The organism is Proteus sp. G2675, from assembly GCF_963886535.1.
Lineage (GTDB): Bacteria > Pseudomonadota > Gammaproteobacteria > Enterobacterales > Enterobacteriaceae > Proteus > Proteus mirabilis.
Genome location: NZ_CAWPCB010000037.1, coordinates 215556 through 238153 on the forward strand (window position 1 = coordinate 215556; position 22598 = coordinate 238153).

Here is a 22598-nt window from a genome sequence, read left to right on the forward strand (position 1 = left end):
ACACCTTGCAAGCAAGGCGTAAAGAGGATCTCAAAATATAGCACCAAGATCTAAATTGCTTTTTTAGTCGCTTAATCGTATAAAGCAGAGCAAATAATGACTTTTATATCATAGAGATAGTCTATTTTACTTATAGAGAAAACATATAGAAAAAAGTGTTGATCGGCCATAAAACAGCTAAAATCGACGAGTTACCTTGTGATAACAAGTTGAAAAAAATACTTACCTTTACCTAAAAAAGAGTAAAAAAATAATAATAAACATAACCCATTGATATATAATAACTATATATAGTATTGCTTCTTTTTATGAATTATCTATAAAAATAAGTAAATAATAACAATATAAACAATAAAATTAATTAAAGACATATTCAAACTTCATCATTGTCTATTTAAATAAAATTTAAATTTTCATTATTTATTTAATTATTTTATTTCTTTTTTATTAATTAATATTTTTGTTAATTTTTTGGGTGGTTTTATATTATAGAAAAAATAGATAGAAAAGGGTCACCTTAAAATAATGGTTGTTTTATCAATGTGTTCAGAAAATTCTGTAAGTCTCTCCTTTCTCTCCTCTCACTATTGTTAAATAAATTAATTTAATGTTTAAATGTTGTAAATAACCACACTTTTTATATAGATATAAAACAGTAAAAAGATAAAAATAACGATTTTTACTATTTGTAATTCCCTTTTTTTATTTTTTACCTCACTAATATTGATTTAAAACCTCTTTATGTTTCATTGTTTCCTTACCACACCACGCCTTAACTGGAAAAATGAACCTTAAAGTGTTAAAACAAAGCCTTATTTATAAACAGAAATTATGCTAACTCGCTCGGAAGAGATAATAATATTATGTCAAAAAGTACCATCCGTATTGCTACACGCCAAAGCCCTCTTGCTATGTGGCAAGCGCTTTATGTTAAAGAACAACTACAAATCGCTCATCCGAGCTTAGTCGTTGAATTAGTACCGATGGTCACGAAAGGCGACATCATCTTAGATACCCCATTAGCGAAAGTGGGTGGTAAAGGGTTATTTGTCAAAGAGCTAGAACTAGCACTACTCAGCTCTCGTGCAGATATTGCCGTACATTCAATGAAAGATGTCCCCATTGATTTTCCTGAAGGTCTGGGATTGGTGACGATTTGTGAGCGAGAAGATCCCCGTGATGCCTTTGTCTCTAATCATTATGATTCATTAGAACAACTGCCAGCCGGAAGTGTCGTTGGTACCTCAAGCCTACGCCGCCAATGCCAATTAAAAGCACTGCGCCCCGATTTAATTATTCGTGATTTACGCGGTAATGTAGGAACCCGTTTAAGTAAACTCGATAATGGCGACTATGATGCTATTATTCTTGCTGTCGCGGGCTTAAAACGTCTTAAATTAACTGAGCGTATTCGTTCTTCTTTGTCTGCGGAACAATCTCTTCCTGCGGTAGGACAAGGTGCCGTTGGCATTGAGTGTCGCTTAGATGATCATGATACTCAAGCCTTATTAGCCGCCCTTAACCACGCAGATACTGCAACTTGTGTAAAAGCAGAACGCGCGATGAACACTCGCCTTGAGGGGGGTTGCCAAGTACCTATTGGTAGTTATGCAATTTGGCAAAACGGCAAAATTTGGCTACGAGCATTAGTTGGCTCCCCTGATGGGGAAACTATTTTACGTGGCGAACGCTTAGTATCACCTGAAGATGCAGAGCAAGCTGGTATTTCTCTTGCCGAAGAGCTACTAGATAAAGGAGCTAGAGAGATTTTAACCGCTGTATATCAAGGTAATACAGCGATATGAGTATTTTAATCACTCGTCCTAGCCCAGCAGGAGAACAACTTACGCAACGCTTAATTGATGCGGGAAAGCATGCTTTTCATGCACCTTTAATAGAAATAGCCGCGGGTAAAGAGCTTTCCATATTAGAAAACAAATTAAATAAGCTAAGTACGGGTGATTACCTTTTTTTACTTTCTAAAAATGCGGTGTGGTACGCAAACTGGCAACTAAATCAATTACAACAATCATGGCCAGATACGCTATTCTATTATGGAATAGGTCAAAGCACCGCAGAAGAGTTTCAGCAATTAACAGGACATTCTATACGTTATCCAGAATTTGGAGAAACCAGTGAAGACCTACTGGCCTTGTCTTCACTTCAACAAATAGAAAACAAGCGAGTACTACTACTAAGAGGCAATGGTGGTCGCGAACTACTTGCCACAACATTACGTCAACGCGGTGCAATTGTTGATGAATGTGAATGTTATCAGCGTCTATTTATTGATTATGTATCTGAAGAGTTTGCGCTAAAGTGGAAAAATGCCCAAGTGGATACCTTTGTGGTCACCAGTGGCGAAATGTTGCAACAACTCTTTTATCTAGTCGCTGGATCTGAAAAAGCATGGCTGTTAGACAGTCATTTAGTGGTGGTCAGTAAACGATTAGCAACAATAGCTAGCACATTAGGCTTTAAAAAAATAACCGTTGCTGAAAGTGCCAATAATGATGCTTTATTTCATGCATTAATATAGAACTTAAATGAGACGCCGATATGACGGAACAGAAAAATACGAATGAAAATGACTTGCAGAATGGTACATCAAAGGCTGATGACGATATCCGCTATCAAGAAGTAAAACCTGTAAACAATAAGCGTTCAGGTTTGATAGGGAGTGCCGTTGCGATCCTCGTTATTCTGGCAATCGGTGGTGGTCTTTATTATTACACCACTCAACAAGCGACTAAACTAAGTACAGAAAACCAATCGCTAAAATCACAATTGGCACAATTACAACAATTGCAAGATACTTATCAACAACGTTTTGACAATATTGACAGTCAGTTTAACTCACAAAAACTCACTATTGATAAACTGCAAAATGAACGCCAAGTTACTGAGCGTCAAATCCAAAATTTACAAACGCAATTTGCTGCTATCTCAAGTGCAGATGTAAAGAGCTGGCTATTAGCGCAAGCTGATTTTATGGTAAAAATGGCGGGCCGCAAATTATGGAATGACCAAGATGTCGTCACAGCGGTAAGTTTATTAAAAGGTGCAGATAGTAGCTTAGCAGAAATGAATGACCCAAGCTTATTGGCCATCCGCCGTGCCATTAATGAAGATATTGGCAACTTAGCCGCACTGAGCAAAATTGATAATGATGGTACTATTTTACAATTAAATCAGTTAGCTAATCAGGTTGATAACCTACGCTTATCTGGGTTTGAGCGTGATGGCTCACCGATGGATAAAAATGATGAAGCCATTTCAGGCTCGCTTTCTGACTGGAAGCAAAACCTCAGTAAAAGCTGGAAAAGCTTTATGGATGACTTTATTACTATCCGTCGTCGAGACAGTACCGCTATTCCACTATTAGCCCCAAACCAAGATATTTATCTGCGAGAAAATATCCGCTCTCGTTTATTAATTGCTTCTCAAGCGGTACCTCGCCATCAAACAGAGATTTATCAACAATCATTAGAAGCGGTATCTACTTGGGTACGCGCCTATTTTGATACCACCGATCCGAATACAACGGCTTTCTTAGACAGTATTAATGAGCTTGAAAAGCAGCCTATTACTCTCGCAATGCCAGCAGAATTAAAAAGCCTCTCTCTGTTAGAAAAACGAGTAGAAAAGCAGATCCGTAATTTGCTGACCCAAAACGAGACATCACAGCCAGAAGCGGTTGAAGCCAAAGATGCCGAAGCTACACAAGCCCCTTATGCGGTTGATGCAGCACAAGATAGTGCAACATCAGGAACAACGACATCAACAACCGTAGCACCACAAGGAGAATAAATTTATGTTCAAGATCTTACTCCTGTTTGTGGTATTGATTGCTGGGATAATCTTCGGCCCTGTATTAGCGGGTCATCAAGGTTATGTCTTTATACAAACCGATAATTGGGATATTGAAACTAGCGTTACCAGTCTTGTGATCATGTTTGTCCTACTGCAACTGATATTGCTCTTGCTTGGCTGGTGTTATCGTCGTTTTATTGGTACAGGCTCTAAAGCCTATAGTTGGTTCTCTTTGCGCAAACGCAGCCGAGCACGTAAACAAACACGGTTAGCATTAATGAAACTTGCGGAAGGTGATTTCAAACAAGTAGAAAAACTGATGAGCCGCAATGCCGATTATGCGGAACAACCTGTAGTAAACTATTTACTAGCAGCAGAAGCAGCACAACAACGGGGTGATGAGTTTAGAGTACAGCAACATCTGGAGCGTGCTTCTGAACTTGCTGATACCAATCAGTTACCCGTTGATATTACCCGAGTGCGCATTTTACTGGCGCAAAATGAAAACCATGCTGCTCGTACTGGGGTCGATGAATTACTCAATCAAGTACCTCGTCATCCGGAAGTATTACGCTTAGCAGAAACTGCGTATATACGTACAGAAGCTTGGCAAGCACTACTTGATATCATCCCTTCAATGCAGAAAATAGCCCTACATACAGATGATGAATTAGAGCAATTACGTCAACAAGCCTATATTGGGCTGATGGGACAGAAGATGTCCGAAAATGGTTGTGATGGACTGAAAAATTGGTGGAAGGCACAGCCTCGTAAGATCCAACATGATAATGGACTACGATTTGTATTAGCAGAACACCTTATTGAGTGCAACGATCCGCAAACTGCGCAGACGATCATTTTAGATGGGATCAAACGTCACTATGATGAACGCCTGATCTTATTATTACCGCGCTTAAAAAACAGCGATCCAGACTCAATTTTAAAAGTGCTTAACTCACTAATTAAACAACATGGTCCGACACCATTACTCAATAGCACCGTCGGTCAAATTGCCATGCAACAAGGGCAATGGGCACAAGCAGAAACAGCATTTCGCAATGCATTAAAACAGCGTCCAGATGTTCATGATTTTGCGTGGTTGGCTGATGTGCTAGATAAACAGAATAAATCAGTTGAGTCAGCCAAAGTACGCAAAGATGCGCTATTAATGACGTTAAAAAAAGACTCTGTTATTTTTGACGAGCCTAAAACAAATAAAGCACTGCAATAAATACATCATTTCATTTATTGACCAAAACCCTCAAACACAAAATTGAGGGTTTTTTATTACTTTTAAAAAGCGTGTTGAACCAGTAGTACTACTTCAAGACACAAAATTAAAAATAAATAGACCCAAGCGATACGATAAAAACGATAAGGTATCCCTTTATTATTTTGGTGTGTAAATGACAAATAATATTTTCTTGCTTGGTAAAACACCACGATATAAATCAGTGCGATCCCCTGACACAGAAAAGCGACATACTTCGCCCATGATTTTCCACCGATAATCAGCATGATCAGCGGGATCAAAAAAAACAATAATGGGCCAAACTTATCTATCAAAAAGAGCCTTTCTTGCGCAAGATACGCTTTTTGGTTATTTATCATCGTGATGCTACCCCCTATTTACCCTTGCGCTGGATAATAGCGTGATAGTGTTATCAATTCAAAAGGGATGAGATAAAAAACAGACAAAAAAACACCCGTATTAAAAAATACAGGTGCATAAAATATACAATCAGGTCTACAGACGGATGGTGCCTCACTCAACGTTTCGTCCTGTTGGTGATGAATGGTGTTTCATCGATAACGTGGACGTAGGCACCGATAATCGGCTCTGCATCATTCCTAGGTTTATGAAGACATATGCTGTCATAAGGAGTGGAATGAGCATCTACAGGATAAGTAATGCATTTAGCGTGCCAACTTTTATTTTCCGCCAATAAAAAATTAATTCTCAAACAGTATAAAACTAACTAATTGAATTTTTTAGGCGCCTTCGCCTGTATGGCGTATTTAAAATATAAAAGATCAGAGAGCGTATTTTTATCAGGCTATTGTTAAATAAAAAAGAAAAAATAAATTTGCCAACTCGTCTCTGTTTCACGACAGTTAAGCTAACACCAGTATATAATATATAAAAATCATTGAGTTATATGTCACCTTTTAGCGACATCAAATTTGCCATGTGTTGTTTTTTACCGACAATAAAAAATATTTCATTTAAATTCATACGGTTACATAAATCATTTAACTTTCTCATGATGCTCTTTTTATGTAGTATAAAATCAGGCGGTAATACAAATTATTAATAATCTTTAACTAATATACTTACACTGCCCTGTAAACAAATAGCCTAATGATCTCCCTTTTTAAACTAAAAGAGCCAACAACCTGCTTTAATCATGAATCATAGATAAACGGTCTATTGTGTTTAGGACAGTAGCAAAAGGACAAAAGAGAAAGGACAGAAGGAAGATACAACAATATAAATGAAATAAGACAATATTGCTGTCAATAGCTTGATAATAAATGCAAAAAAGCCTCGATATATATCGAGGCTTTTTCTTATTGGTCGGCGAGAGAGGATTCGAACCTCCGACCCACTGGTCCCAAACCAGTTGCGCTACCAGGCTGCGCTACTCGCCGTCTGAATGACTGCTCTTATCTTGTTTATGGTGCGAAGGGGGGGACTTGAACCCCCACGTCCGTTAGGACACTAACACCTGAAGCTAGCGCGTCTACCAATTCCGCCACCCTCGCATAAACAAAAACTAAGATAAGATGGGGTGGCTAATGGGACTCGAACCCACGACAACTGGAATCACAATCCAGGGCTCTACCAACTGAGCTATAGCCACCATAACAGCTATCTTACTACTTCTACAACAACGCTCTTCACCGTAACTCTTAGCACGCTTTAATGGCGCGCCCGACAGGATTCGAACCTGAGACCTCTGCCTCCGGAGGGCAGCGCTCTATCCAGCTGAGCTACGGGCGCTTCACGCCGTTGCGGGAGAGGATAGTACGGATTTACGCACTGTCTGTCTAGTGCTTTTTGAAAAAAAAAGTTTGTTTGACGATAGTTTGTGCATTTCGTCGATAAATGGAGCGTTTTTACCCACTCAACGCCCCATTAGTATAATAATCAAACAATCAAGATACCAGTAAAGATTGCGATTTTTGCTATTTAACACTTATTGCCGACAAAAAATACTCACGCAACTTACAATTTATTGGAATAGTAATAACCAACAAATTTTAATAACTTAAATTGGCGCTTGATCCGGCTAGGTTGTGACAGTAAACGATATAACCACTCTAGGCCTAAATTTTGCCACGCTTTTGGCGCACGCTTAACATGCCCTGTAAAAACATCGTAAGTGCCACCTACGCCCATATATAACGCGTCTGGGTGTACTTGCCGACAAGCACGAATAAATAGCTCTTGCTTAGGTGAGCCCATGGCAATGGTCACAATCTTTGCCCCAGAAGCTTTGATACGTTCAAAAAGTGCATCTCTATCTTGTGGCGTAAAGTAACCATCTTGGCTACCGACAATATTCACATTCCATTGTGCCTTTAATTTACTTTCCGTCTGCGCCAATACCTGAGGTTTGCCACCAACCAAAAAGACCGGTGTGCCTTCTTTCCCGGCACGCTCCATTAAAGCTTCCCATAAATCGGCTCCCGCAATACGAGACACTTGTGCATCAGGATATTTACGTCGAATGCCGCGAACAACACTAATGCCATCGGCGTACAAATAATCCGCTTCATCTAATAACTGATTTAGGCCTTTATCTGTTTCTGCGGTTAAGATTTTTTCTGCATTAATCGCAATTAAAGAGCCACTTTTAATTTGCGCACCTTGATAAAGATAATCCAAAAAATGCGCCATATCTTTAAATCCCCAGATATTGTGCCCACGGATGGAATACTTCGGAATTGAATTTGTATCCATTACTTTTCCTTTTGTTCTAAACGAGGTTTATTGCGCACTTGATTAATAACATAGTGACGAACTAATCCTGCACTTTCAAATAACCAATACAGGAGTTTGGCTGCAATTAAACAGGCACCAAATACTAAACAGAAAAAGACCACGCGAGACACAAACGAATCAACGCCCTCACGCGCTAAAACAATCATGTTAAAAATAGCACCAAAGCAAAATGCTTGAAGAATGGCAGATTTGTAGCGATTGTGTTCATTTAACCCCTGCTGATAGAGCCAATCAAACCACTTAATAATAAGCCCAACAACCACCGCGCCTAAGGGGATAAATACAACGCCCCCCATCACCACCAAGGAGCCAATTAACGTTGGTGAAATGGCAAGTCCTGCATGATAATTAAGCACTTCCCAAGTAAAATAGTTTGCTGAATTTAGTACGACATCTGGTCTTTGTGGCCAAACCCATGAAGGGATAAACACATAAAAATCGCGAATAATAGGTGCGAGTCCTTGAAACTCGATTTTGTCGTAATTATTCAACAATAATGCAAGATTTTCCCAAGGAGAGAAGGTATCGCGAGTCAGATATAAAAAGGTATAAAAAGCTTCGGCACCACTGACATCAAGCCCGTAACGTTTTAGTGCTAACCAAAACATACCGACAATGCTCATCACACCTGCAGCAATTAACATCCATAAGGTTATCCAACCACGTACGATGCCAATAAATAAAAATAGTGCAAACGCAATAATGATATTTGCGCGTGTTCCCCCGACGATAACATAGGTCAAAATACCAAAGCCGACCGTCGCACAAAGGAAAAAAAGCCAACGTTGTTGTGTGGGCTTTAAGAAATAGACCACCAGCATTGCAGGAATAAAAAAATAGAAAAAGCGTTTTAGCGCCACACCTGATACTTGGCTTGAAAAAATTTGGCTATATGTTTTCAACTTAAAGAGTAAGAAGCCATTTTGTAAGAAAAATATGCCCACAGTGACGATAGCAATTAACGCTAACAGTATCCAAGTTAGGTTGGTCTCTACCCGATTCATCGTAAATAACGGCCTAGAAGGCTCGCTAGAGGCTTTTCTTAGTCTTACCTTATAAGTGACATAATAAATCGCATAAAAGCTAGTAGCGGCTAATAGAGCGTGTAATAAGGCATCGACAGGAACAACTGCCACATCAAACTGAAAGACTAATAAACAAGTTAATGGAAAGCCAAAATAGAATGTCAGCAAATAAAGCATGGAAAAGAAGACATTAAAATTAAAGCGTACCCGACGAAACTCTTGGTAGGTCAGTAATAAAATAAACCCCAACGAGATAAAGTAGACAAGGGTTAACCCCCCCAATTGCGCCAATGTCATTGGGTGTCTCCTGTGCTCATCTCAATCAATTGCTTCCAACCTTGGATAAAGTTAGGTGCAAAGAAGGTGATATTCTTCCTATCCAGTAGCAATAATTGACGTTGCGCTTCTTCAATTAACGCCACATCAAGTTTATCACCAGAGAAGAAAACGGGAACACTTTGCTCTGTTAAGTCTTGCCAAAATGGATTTTGACGGCTAATCACAAAAGGGATCCCAAATTGGATCAACAGGCATAACGTACCAATACCCTGCTGACGTTGGAAAATAAAATAACCTAAATCACAGGTTTTTAAGAGTGCGAGATAATCATCAAAGGCAAGATTATGTCGTAATATCTCAACGTGTTCTGTTGGAAATAAGTTTGTCGCTGCATCAGATACTTGCTGAATATAATCCTCGTTATTAGCGGGATATCCCATAGGAATGATCACTTTTGCTTTATGACCAAATTGTTCAGCAATCGCATTTAAAGCATCGATATGGCGGTTAGATTTATCGCCTGAGTTACCTAATACAATGGTAATATGCTGAGGATCAACGGCCTTCTTTTCTGTAAGCGTCAGCGCCGGATCCATTCTTGTTGGGAAATAGAGCAAATTCGCGGGGATATTAACATTTGATTGAGCAAAATAATTTAGATCACCCCGTGTACCAAACACACGTCCAACCCTTTTTTGCGCAAGTTTACGTAACAGATAAAACAGTCTAAATTTTAATTGCTTAGCATCCTGATAAAGATCAGCACCCCAAATATGCCACCAGAATTGATGACGTTTAATTTTGCCCATCAATAAAGCAAGCCAAATAGGCGCATTAAATTGCCCCAGAAATAGAAAACGTTGTTTTCTATCTGCTTTAGCTAATGCTACCACTCTCTGCGCGACTTGTTTTTTATCCGCTAAACACTCAATCTCTAAATGAGGATAAAGTGATGATAACGAGTTATCTTTACTGGCAACGATAAAACGAGGTTTATACGTTAATGCCGCCTCAGTCACGAGGTGGTCGTTAAAAAAGCGTAACATTGTGTTGTTATGATGCACAATGTCTGAACCTAGTACGTAAATCAAAGTTGTCATTTGCGCCTGCAATAAATCACGAAAACAGAACTACAGAGAAGGAAGTAAATAATATAGGTTGCCATATAGGCTTGAGCTGCACCTAAGGCACCATGTTCAGGAATAAGCCAGCGTGAAAAAAGCGTTAATAAGGCAAATTGGCTCACTTCTGTCAGAATATAAAAACGCAAAGCAGCCTTTGCAATCACCAGATAGCCAAAAACATAAGCCCCTACTTTCAACACATCACCAACCAGTTGCCAAGCAAATAACTCTCGCATAGCGATAAATTTTTCAGAAAATAGTAACCAAATGGCAAAATCTCGCAATAACCAAACCATAAAACTAGCCACTGCCACCGCTGGCAAGACGAATTTCAGTGACTTGGTTATCTCTTTGGCTATCTCACTTTTTTGCGTTAATCGTGAAAGTGTGGGTAATAAGTAAACAGAAAATGATGCTGTAATAAATTGTAGATAAGCATCCGATATACTGCTAACCCCTTGCCAAATGCCAACATCATCCCAGCTATAATGTTCTGCTAACAAATTACGCATCATGATATAAGCGACGGGTAAAGTGATAGAAGTCAGTAGCGCCATAATGGTAAATTTGCCAAGATGACTGGCGATAGCCTTATCCCAACTTGGTTTTAATTCACTCAGAGCAAAACGCTTACGTTTTATTAAGATAACCATCGCTGGCAATAAAATCAGTGCAGGTACTAAAGCTAAGCCAATTAATGCACCATGATAACCGGCAACGAGATAACAGAGATAATAGGCAATAACACCAATTAAACTTCCCGCAATAATCGCTAAAGCGTTTCCAGATGCATCTCGATAACCTTTTAATATCGCCAGAAAATAGTTGGCATAGGCAATCCCCATCTGAATAAAGGCAACCATTCTGACAATATCTAGATATTGCAGATAGTCATCACCAAATAAAACGCGACTAATTGGTGTGGTAAAAATAAGAAATAAAATGGCAAGTAGTGTAGAAAACAGCAATATCATTGATGATGATGTACCCAACACATTTTTGCGTTGTACTGCATCATCTTGATATTGCGCAATCAATTTTGTTACACCATTAAAAATACCCGCCCCTGACAGTACACCAAGAACGGTAATTAATTGGCGGAAGTTACCCGCAAGTCCCACTCCGGAGGGACCAAAGGAGACCGCCAATAACTTTACGACCAACAGGCCAGCCCCGATTTTTATCAAGGTTGACCCAGCTGTCCAAATTGAAGCTTTAGCTAACGACATATCAAGCAAAGAAATGACGAATATGATGAATAACGGTTTGCTGCTCTTCTTCAGTCATGTTGTAGAACATCGGTAAGCGCACCAAGCGTTCACTCTCTTGTGTAGTGAAAATATCTTTACCATCAAAACGACCAAACTTCATTCCGGCAGGACTCGTATGCAGTGATACATAGTGGAATACCGTTAAGACGCCCTGTGCTTTCATATACTCATTAAAAGCCGTACGCTGCTCTATATCATTAAGTTTAATATAGAACATATGGGCATTATGCTCTAAACCGTCTGGTACAACAGGCAATGTTAACAAACCTTGTTCGGCTAACGGCGTTAATGCATCGTAATAGATTTGCCAGAATGCTAAACGACGTTCATTAATTTTATCGGCTTGTTCGAGTTGCGCCCAAAGATAAGCGGCTTGCAAATCAGACAGCAAATAGCTAGAGCCAATATCACGCCAAGTGTATTTATCAACTTGCCCACGGAAAAATTGACTACGATTGGTGCCTTTTTCACGGATCACTTCCGCACGATTAATTAAAGCCGGATCGTTAATCAGTGTTGCCCCACCTTCACCACCTGATGAATAGTTTTTCGTCTCATGAAAGCTATAGCAACCAATATGACCGATAGTTCCTAAGGCTTTGCCTTTATAAGTCGACATTACCCCTTGCGCAGCATCTTCAACGACAAACAGGTTATGCTTTTTGGCGATTGCCATAATGGTATCCATTTCACAGGCAACACCTGCGTAATGAACGGGCACTATCGCACGCGTTTTCTCCGTAATCGCCGCTTCAATTTTTGTTTCATCAAGGTTCATGGTGTCTGGACGAATATCGACAAACACAATAGTTGCACCACGTAAAACAAAGGCGTTCGAAGTCGAAACAAAAGTGAAACTCGGCATAATCACTTCATCGCCGGGTTTGATATCCAGAAGGATAGCCGCCATTTCTAACGATGCTGTACAAGAAGGTGTTAACAGCGTCTTATGACAATGAAATTGTTCTTCTAACCACTTTTCACATTTTTTTGTGAAGTTGCCATCACCACAGAGCTTGCCACTTTCCATCGCCTGTTTCATATACTCTAATTCTGTGCCAACAACGGGTGGTTTATTAAACGGAATCATATTATCCCCTGTATAACCAATAAGTAGTGCTATCAATTAAAGCACCGCTTTGTGTATATAAACGCGAAGCTGCAATATTGCTAATTTGTGTTGCAACATAGAGGGTTGATAGACCTTGCTGTTGACACCAATACTTCGCCACCGACATCAGTTGCTTACCAATGCCTTGTCCTGTTCTATTGGGCATTACAGCAAGTAATCCCACTCTTGCTTCACTCTCAGAAATCCGACGTAATGTTACAAACCCTGTAACCTTATTTTCGCGATCCATCGTCAATAAACAGCTATCATCGAAAGTGCCTAAAACCGCTTTTTTTACCCATAATGCATAAAAACGGCTGCTATCACCTTCTTGATACCATGGCGCTCGAAAGCGACTTTGTACAAAAGCCGCAGAAGCCGTTGTCATTAATAATGGGATATCAGTTTCATTGGCAGTGCGAAAATGTATTTCAGCAATATTTCCACAAGCATTTTCTGTGCCAATTGGCAATTTGAAATCTATTTCACCTTCAGCGAATTGAAATCCTAATTGCGTTAAGTTATCAATCAGTAGAAGATCATAGGAAGCAACTTTGGCATGAACAACCGTAAATTGCTCAAGCCTATCTTGTGTTAAAACAGGCGCTTGAGCACTAAACTCAAGACGGCCTGTATTGAGGGAGAAAAAATCGCTCTCCCACTCAAGATAATTAATATTGGCGAGGACGGACATGTAATAAATCCAATAGATAGCGGCCATAACCTGTTTTGGCGAGTGATTTTGCGCTTTCTCTAACTTGTTCGTCAGTTAACCAACCATTACGCCAAGCGATCTCTTCCAGACACGCCACTTTAAAACCTTGACGTTTTTCAACGGTTTGTACAAAAGTACTGGCTTCAATTAAACTATCGTGAGTCCCCGTATCTAACCAAGCAAAACCGCGTCCCAATAGCTCCACATTAAGCTCACCACACTCAAGATACATCTGATTAATCGAGGTTATCTCAAGCTCACCACGAACAGAAGGTTTCACCTTTTTCGCAAAATCAACCACGCGGTTATCATAGAAATAAAGCCCAGTGACCGCCCAATTCGATTTAGGCTGTTGAGGTTTTTCTTCTATTGACAGCACTTTGAAATCATCATCAAATTCAACAACACCGAAGCGCTCCGGATCCATCACTTGATAACCAAATACTGTTGCGCCCCGCTGACGTTGAGCAACTTGTTTTAGTTTGGGGCTAAACCCTTGACCAAAATAGATATTATCGCCTAAGACTAAACAACAGTGCTCATCACCAATAAACTCATCCCCTAAAATAAAGGCTTGAGCTAAGCCATCAGGAGATGGCTGAACTTTATATTGCAGATGGACACCAAATGCAGAGCCATCACCCAATAAACGTTGAAATGAGGTGAGATCATCAGGAGTGGTGATAATCAAAATATCACGAATTCCCGCTAACATAAGTACTGAGAGCGGATAATAGATCATGGGTTTATCATAGATAGGTAACAGCTGTTTCGATACCCCTTTCGTTATCGGATGTAAGCGTGTACCAGAGCCACCCGCTAAAATAATACCTTTCATCATTTATCCTTCACGTAATCAATCACCCAGTCCTAAACGCTCTCCTGCATAAGAGCCATCTAGTACTCGTTGCCACCAAGTTTGGTTATTTAAATACCACAATACCGTCTTACGAATACCTGACTCAAAGGTCTCTTGTGGTTTCCAACCTAACTCTGCTGCAATTTTAGCGGCATCAATAGCATAGCGTAGATCGTGACCCGGTCTGTCTTTTACATGGGTAATTAAATCAACATATTTCGCCACACCAGCAGGTTTATTAGGATGCAACTCTTCGAGCAATTCACAAATAGTTGTCACTACATCAATATTACGGCGTTCATTATGACCACCAATATTATATGTTTTACCCGGTTGAGCCGTTGTTGCCACTAAATACAATGCACGGGCATGATCTTCAACATAGAGCCAATCGCGAATTTGTTCACCTTTGCCATAAACAGGCAGTGGTTTTCCTGAAATTGCATTCAAAATAATCAGCGGGATTAATTTCTCAGGAAAATGATAAGGGCCATAGTTATTTGAACAATTAGTGATCAATGTTGGCAAGCCATAGGTACGCAACCATGCTCGTACAAGGTGGTCACTGGATGCTTTAGAAGCTGAATAAGGGCTACTTGGTGCATAAGGTGTCGTTTCAGTAAAGAAATCATCCGTTCCTTCTAAATCGCCATACACTTCATCAGTTGAAATATGGTGGAAACGAAATGCCGCTTTTTTATCTTCAGGTAATACTGACCAGAAATGACGTGCAGCTTCTAATAAGGTGTAAGTACCAACAATATTAGTTTCAATAAACGCTGCAGGCCCATCAATAGAGCGGTCAACATGGCTTTCCGCGGCTAAATGCATCACGATATCTGGTTGATATTGCGCAAATAAACTATCAAGTGTAGCGCGATCGCAAATATCAACCTGTTCAAACGCGTAACGTTCACTGTTTGCCACTGGGGCAAGTGACTCTAAATTTCCCGCGTAAGTCAGTTTATCTACCACGACGACACTGTCATTGGTGTTATCAATAATATGTCTAACAACCGCGGAGCCGATAAAACCGGCGCCGCCTGTGACTAAAATACGTCTCAACGCCATACTCCTTTTGTATCGACAATCCATTTTTGGGTAACTTGGCTACCAGGTATCGCTTTAAACTGTTGATGGTCGACTAACATTAAAACAATATCCGCCTCTTTTAATGCCTGCTCTGTAGAGACTAATTCAGTGATACCTTTTAATTTAGTCGGTAATTCATGAATATTTGGCTCCACAGCAAATGTTTTCCCACTATGCCAGTTAGCAACTTGTTGGGTGATATTCATTGCTGGACTTTCACGTAAATCGTCAATATTAGGTTTAAAGGCTAAACCAAAGCAGGCAATTTTGATCTCGTTAGCACGTTTACCGGTTTCAGTTAAACAATCCGCCACAGCGGCTTTAACTTGGTCGATAACCCATACAGGTTTGCCATCATTGACCAAACGGGCAGTATGAATTAAGCGTGATTGCTTAGGATTTTGAGACACGATAAACCAAGGATCAACGGCAATACAGTGTCCACCGACACCAGGACCCGGCTGTAAAATATTCACGCGAGGATGACGATTAGCCAAACTGATTAGCTCCCACACATTAATATCTTGGTCGGCACAAATCAGGGATAACTCATTAGCAAATGCAATATTCACGTCACGGAAGCTATTTTCTGTTAGCTTACACATCTCTGCAGTACGGGCATTAGTGATAACACATTCACCTTCAAGGAAAATTTTGTATAACTCGCTGGCACGCTCTGATGATTTACGGTTCATGCCCCCCACAACACGGTCATTGCGGATAAGTTCAACCATCACTTGTCCTGGCAATACACGCTCAGGGCAATAAGCGATATCAATATCGGCATTTTCACCTTGTTGATGTGGGAAAGTTAAATCCTCACGTGCCTGCGCAAGCCACTGTGACATTTGTTCTGTTGTTCCAACGGGTGAGGTTGATTCTAAAATAATCAAATCACCTTTCTTAAGTACAGGTGCTATTGAACGCGCAGCAGCTTCAACATAAGCCAGATCAGGTTCATGTTCGCCTTTAAAGGGGGTTGGAACTGCAATAAGGTAAGCGTCTGCGGGTTGTGGTGTGGTATAGGCTTTTAAATGCCCTTCTTCAACGGCTTGTTTTACCACTTTATCCAGATCAGGTTCAACGATGTGAATTTGACCTTTATTAATGGTATCAACAGCGTGTTGGTTAACATCCACACCAATAACACTTTTTTTACGAGAGGCAAAAGCTGCCGCTGTTGGTAATCCAATGTAGCCGAGGCCGATAACAGAAATAGTTTCAAAACTCATAATGTCACCTGATTATTTTTCAATGCTTCAAGAATACGTTGGCAGGCATGACCATCACCATAAGGATTTGTTGCTTTACTCATTTGGTGATATGCGTTTTCGTCTGTCAATAAAGAGGTTACTTCGCTAACAATACGTTTAGTATCTGTACCTACTAAACGCACAGAACCGGCTTCAACTGCTTCAGGGCGCTCTGTTGTATCGCGCATAACAAGAACAGGTTTACCTAATGAAGGCGCCTCTTCTTGAATACCACCTGAATCAGTTAAAATAAGGTAAGCGTGGTTCATTAAATAAACAAAAGGCAGATAATCTTGCGGTTGAATTAATTTAATATTATTAATTCCATGCAGAATACGCTTTACGGGTTCACTTACATTAGGATTCAAGTGAACAGGATAGACAACTTCAACATCGGGGTGAGCCAATGCAATCTCTGCTAATGCTTGGCAAATGCGCTCAAAACCACCCCCAAAGCTTTCTCTGCGATGTCCCGTAACTAAGATCATCTTTCTTTCTGGCTGAATAAAGGGATATTGCACAGCAAGTTCATCGAGCAGGGTTTGATTTCCCATCACTCGCTCGCTAACCCAAAATAGCGCATCAATAACGGTATTGCCGGTAACAAAAATATTTTTATCCGCAACCGCTTCTCGCACCAGATTTAACTTTGCAGTTTCAGTGGGAGCAAAATGGTACATCGCCAAATGGCCGGCAATTGTCCGATTCGCTTCTTCTGGCCAAGGAGAATAGAGATTACCGGTACGTAATCCCGCTTCAACATGACCGACGGGGATTTGTTGATAAAAAGCAGCAAGGCTTGCCGCCATGGTGGTGGTTGTATCACCATGTACTAACACAACATCAGGTTGAAATGACGCTAGAACAGGTTTTAAACCTTCTAAAATGCGACAGGTTATATCTGTTAAATCTTGTCCTGGTTTCATAATATTGAGATCATAATCTGGTTTGATCTCGAAAAGATTTAATACCTGATCAAGCATTTCTCGATGTTGGGCCGTAACACAAACTTTCGCCTCAAACGAATCATCATTTGCTAAAGCGTGCACTAAAGGTGCCATTTTGATCGCTTCAGGGCGTGTGCCAAAAACAGTCAACACTTTCACAGTGGCTCTCTTTTTTCTTTGTTATATTGCTTATTTTTGGGAAAGCAATATGCCCTTATTCTCAGGGGCATCAGGTGAAAATACACCTGATGTCTCGTTATTATTAAAATGATAAAAAGGTAATAATGATTATTTTTTTAATGAACTACGTCTGACTAATGCCACACCCGCGCCCACTAAAACACCAATAGCGCCCCAAAGCACCATCATAAAGGCACGGCGAGGACTATCTCGTTTCACAGGATCTTCAGGTGTACGTAAGAAACGGTAAGTTTGGAAGTTATCTTGTAATTTAGCACCTACCGCGAGGGTGGATAACATTGCCGTATTTTGATCATAATCACTATCAAAATCTGGTCCTGTTGCCATTAATGTTTCTAACTGTGATTGCAATAAAGGCACGCCGAGTAGAAACAGCTTCGAATCCGGTAATTCATCTATCGCAATCGAGGTCTGTTTTTGAGAAATACCTTGTTTCTCAGCAACTTTAATCGATTGTTTGAGTAAATTAATTTGTCGTTGATAAGCAGCTTGAGCGGCCATTTCTTGGCGTTTCACTAAGGCTTTCATCGATTGTGTTCGAGTTGCCCATGCGGCAATCACTTCTTCATTTAGATGCTCTGCGGCACGTTTATTCGCAAAAGCGATATATTCATTGAGCAGTTGACTCGAATCGTTGGCCGTTTCAGCAATGAGTTTCAATTGATCATTAACCAATTTCTTCTCATCAGCCGGTGTAAATTGAATATTATTGATGAGCTCATCTAATAATGCCGCGTCTGCTTGCGCATCATTTTCTTTACGTTGTTTGTAATAATCCGTTTGCAGCCAAAACTCACGTCGTGTATCAAAAGCTGAAATCTGTGTTACAAACTCTTGATAAGCTTCATCAGGGATACTTAACTGAGAAACAGTTACAGACGGATTAATTTGCGTATCAAGATTACGTAAGAACTGAGACTGAGAATAATAACTACCTAAATTATTCACAGTAGGTCTCTCTGTCATCGCAATAGCGCTCCATTTAGGTTGCATCAAGTAAGATGCCCCTAATGCAATCAGCGCAAAAAGCAGCGCGAACCCTATTATCCAGCGTTTTCCTGACCATAGTGCACAACAAAGACCTCGAATATCGAGTTCATTATCGGGTGAAAACCCCTGTCGGGAGACGTTATTTTCCGAGTTCATCACGTTAAAAGACCTCTGCTTATTTAATGCTTAAGTTGTGTCGCTTTACGTAGGCGACGTTTATATCGTTTAATAAAACGAGCGACTCGCCACGCGCGTTTAATGCAATAACCGTACATAACAAAAGCAAGCAAAAACAATGCCAACATTACCCATTCTGGTACAAAAGATAAGTTTTCACCAATAATACCAATAGCGGCCAACACCGCGGCTGCAAGCGTGATCAAAACAAAAGCTTGGCGAGGGGTAAAACCTGCTCGCATAATTAAATGGTGGATATGTTGACGGTCTGGTGAAAAAGGACTCATTCCTTTACGTAAACGGCGGTACATAATTGCCACCATATCCATAAGAGGAATAGCAATGATCCATAATGCAGTAACCGCATTGATTGGATGAGGATCAACTTGAGTAGAGGAAATTAATAGCCAAATAATAGTAAAGCCTATTAGCGTACTTCCCGCATCGCCCATAAAGACTTTAAATTTTTTACCACAAACACCAAGGTTTAACATGATATAAGGTAAAATCGCGGCAATAAATGAGAAGCACCAAAACGCAAGTGCAGAGCTTCCACTTTGGTAAAGTAAAATACCCAGTGCACCAAACGAAACGCAAGAAAGACCGCCTAATAAACCATCAATACCATCCACCATATTAAAGGCATTGATTGCAGCCCAAACAGCAAATAGCGTGACGATATAACCAAAAGGCCCTAAATGCATATCCCAAGGCCCAAAAGCATGACCAAGTGATTCAAGTTTTAAACCACCGAATACCATCATAGCAATACCCACTAACGCTTGGATAGTTGCCCTGATTTTGACACTGATATCATAACGATCATCAAGCGCACCGATAAAAACAAGTATCCCCGCACAAATCAAATACAGCTCTTTGTGAGGAATGTAGATATCTGAAACATAAAAAGCGAAAACAATACCAAAATAGACTGAAATCCCACCTACAAGGGGGATCAACCCATGATGTCGTTTACGATAGTTAGGTTTATCTACGAGTCCAATCTTCTTTGCCACCTTACGAGCTACAAATAGGAAAGCGAAAGAAAATAGGAACACGTAAAAAACATTTGTGCTCATTTTTAGTATATCCACAGTACTGTTCTCTATAATAAATATAGCTGGTTATTTACCCATCCATGTGTTTTTTATTCTTTCTCCAGCTTGTACCACGACGAGTTTACTCAGTAACCCACCACCCTTTATCAATAATAAATTTTCCTTAACTATTTTTATTGATGTTATCGCTATTTTTATTAAAACTATAAATATGCAATATACATACCAAATTATCATTTTGCGATGATAATAAAAGACCTAAGTCCAATGTAAAAAAAACGCCACTGACTTGTGGCGTTTTTATCATATCGTTAATTACACAAAGTAAATGAGTTTAACAACCTCTAAATTGGTGTGATATCACTTATTTTTCTATCATCAACACAATTTTTTCTTTTTTTGTTGTCTCTCTCAATTTTGTAATAACACTTTATGAGCGTTTCATAAAGTCGAAGAATTCTTCATTTGTTTTTGTCATCGCTAATTTATTAATGAGGAATTCCATTGCATCAATCTCACCCATTGGATGGATAATTTTACGCAGGATCCACATTTTTTGTAACTCATCTTGCGATGTCAGTAATTCTTCTTTACGTGTTCCTGAACGGTTGTAATCAATTGCTGGGAATACTCGTTTTTCTGCAATCTTACGCGACAGGTGTAATTCCATATTACCTGTACCTTTAAACTCTTCGTAGATAACTTCATCCATCTTAGAGCCAGTATCAACCAATGCAGTCGCAATAATGGTTAAACTACCACCTTCTTCTACATTACGAGCAGCCCCGAAGAAACGTTTTGGACGATGTAGCGCGTTCGCATCCACACCACCGGTTAATACTTTTCCTGAAGAAGGTACTACGGTGTTATAAGCACGGGCTAAACGAGTAATAGAGTCTAATAAAATGATAACGTCTTTTTTATGTTCTACTAAACGCTTGGCTTTCTCAATAACCATTTCCGCTACTTGCACATGACGAGATGCTGGCTCATCAAAGGTAGAGGCAATAACTTCACCTTTAACTAAACGTTGCATCTCTGTGACTTCTTCAGGACGTTCATCAATAAGAAGTACCATTAATACGCAATCAGGATAGTTATGAGCAATGTTGGCTGCAATATTTTGTAGCAACATTGTTTTACCCGCTTTTGGTGGGGCAACGATTAAACCACGTTGTCCACGACCAATAGGTGCAGCCAAGTCGAGTACACGGGCAGTTAAATCTTCGGTAGAACCATTACCACGTTCCATACGTAAGCGGTTATTAGCATGTAATGGTGTTAAGTTTTCAAAGAGGATTTTACTGCGGGCGTTTTCTGGTTTGTCAAAGTTAACTTCATTCACTTTAAGGAGGGCAAAATAGCGTTCACCTTCTTTAGGTGGGCGAATTTTCCCTGCTATGGTATCACCAGTGCGAAGGTTAAAACGACGGATTTGACTTGGAGAAACATAGATATCATCTGGGCCAGCAAGGTAGGAACTGTCTGAGGAACGTAGGAAGCCAAAGCCATCCTGTAGTATTTCCAGCACTCCATCACCGAAAATATCTTCTCCACTTTTGGCATGTTGCTTCAAGATAGAGAAAATGATGTCTTGTTTTCTCATTCGAGCTAGGTTCTCTAGCCCCATATTTTCGCCAAGTGCTATCAGTTCTGATACCGGCGTATTTTTTAATTCGGTAAGATTCATAATGGTGGGTTCTTAATAACTCGGGGTAACTCTCGAACTATGAACGTGAATAGTATAACAGCGAATCGCTGTCAGTTTCGTCATGTGTAAAATTACAGATTACTACTTTATAACATCAGTATAAACATCGTGATAATGTTAGAAAGCATGTTAATGCTATATAGACCAGTCACAACACTGTCCCCAGAAAGTGACATCCATTGCCGTAACAAGATGATTGTACTTTCAGTTATGGGTTAGGAACATATATAGAAAAATTATATTCCTTGAATACTATAGATTATTCTAAGACAACCGGACTGGTTAGATGAATTCAGATTACTTATAGTTTATTCAAATACAATATTCAAATAGTTTATATCAAAGCTCTAACAATCTGAACCTGATATTTAATATCTCAGACTTATTAACCATGTCATATCATATGACCAATAAAATCCGCTATATTATGTAAGTAAGTGGCGCTAACTTATCATGCTTCGAAGCGGACGTCTAGCGGTCAGTAACAGAAATACCAACAAGATCTAAACGTCCTTCGTTATTTTGGTGCTTTAAATCAAATTAGATGTTTTCGTCTAAGAACTCTTTTAATTGAGTCTTTGACAATGCACCAACTTTAGTCGCAGCAACTGCACCATTTTTGAATAAAATCAGTGTAGGGATACCACGAATACCGTATTTTGGTGCTGTCGCAGGGTTTTCATCGATATTTAGCTTCGCAACTGTTAATTTACCCGCGTATTCTGTTGCAACTTCATCTAGAATAGGAGCAATCATTTTACATGGGCCGCACCATTCAGCCCAGAAATCAACGAGCACGGGGCCGGTTGCTTGTAATACATCAACATCGAATGTGTTGTCAGATAAGTGAAGGATTTTATCGCTCATTGTTCTACTCCAAAGAATAATATTGACCGTACCAGTGTAACATTAAATAACAAAAGACTATCAGCATTTCAGCGGATATCCTTTTGTAATGCAACC

The 22598-nt window shown here is 39.8% G+C and carries 19 protein-coding genes and 4 tRNA genes; 4 read left to right on the forward strand and 19 right to left on the reverse strand.

Features of this window, described 5'->3' with window-relative positions; all coding sequences use genetic code 11:
* Positions 1-863 precede the first annotated feature (863 nt).
* Genes hemC through hemY form a run of 4 tightly spaced genes read left to right on the forward strand, consistent with a single transcriptional unit; the run spans position 864 to position 5044 of the window.
* Positions 864-1805 (forward strand): hydroxymethylbilane synthase, encoded by a 942-nt coding sequence (hemC, locus tag AACQ49_RS13140; RefSeq protein ID WP_012368705.1) that lies wholly within the window; start codon positions 864-866, stop codon positions 1803-1805.
* Entirely contained in the window at positions 1802-2539 is a 738-nt protein-coding gene (gene hemD, locus AACQ49_RS13145) for a uroporphyrinogen-III synthase (protein ID WP_004246332.1), read from the forward strand. The genes hemC and hemD overlap by 4 nt, the downstream gene beginning before the upstream one ends.
* Positions 2540-2559: 20 nt before the next feature.
* Positions 2560-3810, forward strand: coding sequence for a uroporphyrinogen-III C-methyltransferase (hemX, locus tag AACQ49_RS13150; RefSeq protein ID WP_004249662.1), 1251 nt, complete (start codon positions 2560-2562; stop codon positions 3808-3810).
* Between the two features lie 4 nt (positions 3811-3814).
* Positions 3815-5044, forward strand: a complete 1230-nt coding sequence (gene hemY / locus AACQ49_RS13155) for a protoheme IX biogenesis protein HemY (RefSeq protein WP_004246334.1) — start codon at positions 3815-3817, stop codon at positions 5042-5044.
* Between the two features lie 62 nt (positions 5045-5106).
* Here hemY and AACQ49_RS13160 read toward each other — a convergent pair whose 3' ends face one another.
* The 19 genes from AACQ49_RS13160 to trxA form a co-directional block, all read right to left on the reverse strand.
* The gene (locus AACQ49_RS13160; RefSeq protein ID WP_004246335.1) at positions 5107-5424 is read right to left on the reverse strand and encodes a hypothetical protein; all 318 of its coding nucleotides are present in this window, start codon (positions 5422-5424) and stop codon (positions 5107-5109) included.
* Positions 5425-6388: 964 nt separating this feature from the next.
* A tRNA-Pro gene (locus AACQ49_RS13165) sits at positions 6389-6465 on the reverse strand.
* Between the two features lie 27 nt (positions 6466-6492).
* Positions 6493-6579: transfer RNA gene (locus tag AACQ49_RS13170), tRNA-Leu, on the reverse strand.
* Positions 6580-6601: 22 nt separating this feature from the next.
* Positions 6602-6677: transfer RNA gene (locus tag AACQ49_RS13175), tRNA-His, on the reverse strand.
* A gap of 63 nt (positions 6678-6740) precedes the next feature.
* Positions 6741-6817, reverse strand: a tRNA-Arg gene (locus tag AACQ49_RS13180).
* A gap of 225 nt (positions 6818-7042) precedes the next feature.
* The gene (gene wecG / locus AACQ49_RS13185; RefSeq protein WP_004246339.1) at positions 7043-7780 is read right to left on the reverse strand and encodes a lipopolysaccharide N-acetylmannosaminouronosyltransferase; all 738 of its coding nucleotides are present in this window, start codon (positions 7778-7780) and stop codon (positions 7043-7045) included.
* Entirely contained in the window at positions 7780-9144 is a 1365-nt protein-coding gene (wzyE, locus tag AACQ49_RS13190) for an ECA oligosaccharide polymerase (RefSeq protein ID WP_004246340.1), read from the reverse strand. Before wzyE ends, wecG begins: the two co-directional genes overlap by 1 nt.
* Positions 9141-10226, reverse strand: a complete 1086-nt coding sequence (locus tag AACQ49_RS13195) for a TDP-N-acetylfucosamine:lipid II N-acetylfucosaminyltransferase (RefSeq protein WP_004249664.1) — start codon at positions 10224-10226, stop codon at positions 9141-9143. Before AACQ49_RS13195 ends, wzyE begins: the two co-directional genes overlap by 4 nt.
* The gene (gene wzxE / locus AACQ49_RS13200; RefSeq protein ID WP_004246342.1) at positions 10223-11479 is read right to left on the reverse strand and encodes a lipid III flippase WzxE; all 1257 of its coding nucleotides are present in this window, start codon (positions 11477-11479) and stop codon (positions 10223-10225) included. The genes AACQ49_RS13195 and wzxE overlap by 4 nt, the downstream gene beginning before the upstream one ends.
* A gap of 1 nt (position 11480) precedes the next feature.
* The gene (gene rffA / locus AACQ49_RS13205; protein ID WP_004246343.1) at positions 11481-12611 is read right to left on the reverse strand and encodes a dTDP-4-amino-4,6-dideoxygalactose transaminase; all 1131 of its coding nucleotides are present in this window, start codon (positions 12609-12611) and stop codon (positions 11481-11483) included.
* A gap of 1 nt (position 12612) precedes the next feature.
* Positions 12613-13326 (reverse strand): dTDP-4-amino-4,6-dideoxy-D-galactose acyltransferase, encoded by a 714-nt coding sequence (gene rffC / locus AACQ49_RS13210; protein ID WP_004246344.1) that lies wholly within the window; start codon positions 13324-13326, stop codon positions 12613-12615.
* Positions 13304-14185 (reverse strand): glucose-1-phosphate thymidylyltransferase RfbA, encoded by an 882-nt coding sequence (gene rfbA / locus AACQ49_RS13215; protein WP_004249667.1) that lies wholly within the window; start codon positions 14183-14185, stop codon positions 13304-13306. Before rfbA ends, rffC begins: the two co-directional genes overlap by 23 nt.
* A gap of 18 nt (positions 14186-14203) precedes the next feature.
* A complete protein-coding gene (gene rffG / locus AACQ49_RS13220) occupies positions 14204-15277 on the reverse strand; it encodes a dTDP-glucose 4,6-dehydratase (protein ID WP_017628776.1) in 1074 nt (357 codons plus the stop codon).
* Complete coding sequence (wecC, locus tag AACQ49_RS13225; protein WP_004246348.1) at positions 15268-16530, reverse strand: UDP-N-acetyl-D-mannosamine dehydrogenase; 1263 nt, start codon at positions 16528-16530, stop codon at positions 15268-15270. Before wecC ends, rffG begins: the two co-directional genes overlap by 10 nt.
* The gene (gene wecB, locus AACQ49_RS13230; RefSeq protein WP_004246349.1) at positions 16527-17657 is read right to left on the reverse strand and encodes a non-hydrolyzing UDP-N-acetylglucosamine 2-epimerase; all 1131 of its coding nucleotides are present in this window, start codon (positions 17655-17657) and stop codon (positions 16527-16529) included. The genes wecC and wecB overlap by 4 nt, the downstream gene beginning before the upstream one ends.
* 129 nt (positions 17658-17786) lie before the next feature.
* Positions 17787-18845: an ECA polysaccharide chain length modulation protein gene (wzzE, locus tag AACQ49_RS13235; RefSeq protein WP_004249670.1), complete on the reverse strand. Its 1059-nt coding sequence runs from the start codon at positions 18843-18845 to the stop codon at positions 17787-17789.
* A 23-nt stretch (positions 18846-18868) separates the two neighbouring features.
* Positions 18869-19960: a UDP-N-acetylglucosamine--undecaprenyl-phosphate N-acetylglucosaminephosphotransferase gene (wecA, locus tag AACQ49_RS13240; protein WP_004246352.1), complete on the reverse strand. Its 1092-nt coding sequence runs from the start codon at positions 19958-19960 to the stop codon at positions 18869-18871.
* 394 nt (positions 19961-20354) lie between these two features.
* Positions 20355-21614, reverse strand: a complete 1260-nt coding sequence (rho, locus tag AACQ49_RS13245) for a transcription termination factor Rho (RefSeq protein WP_004246354.1) — start codon at positions 21612-21614, stop codon at positions 20355-20357.
* Between the two features lie 561 nt (positions 21615-22175).
* Positions 22176-22502 carry a thioredoxin TrxA gene (gene trxA, locus AACQ49_RS13250; RefSeq protein WP_004246355.1) on the reverse strand — a complete coding sequence of 109 codons (327 nt, stop codon included), beginning with the start codon at positions 22500-22502 and terminating at the stop codon, positions 22176-22178.
* Positions 22503-22598: the final 96 nt, after the last annotated feature.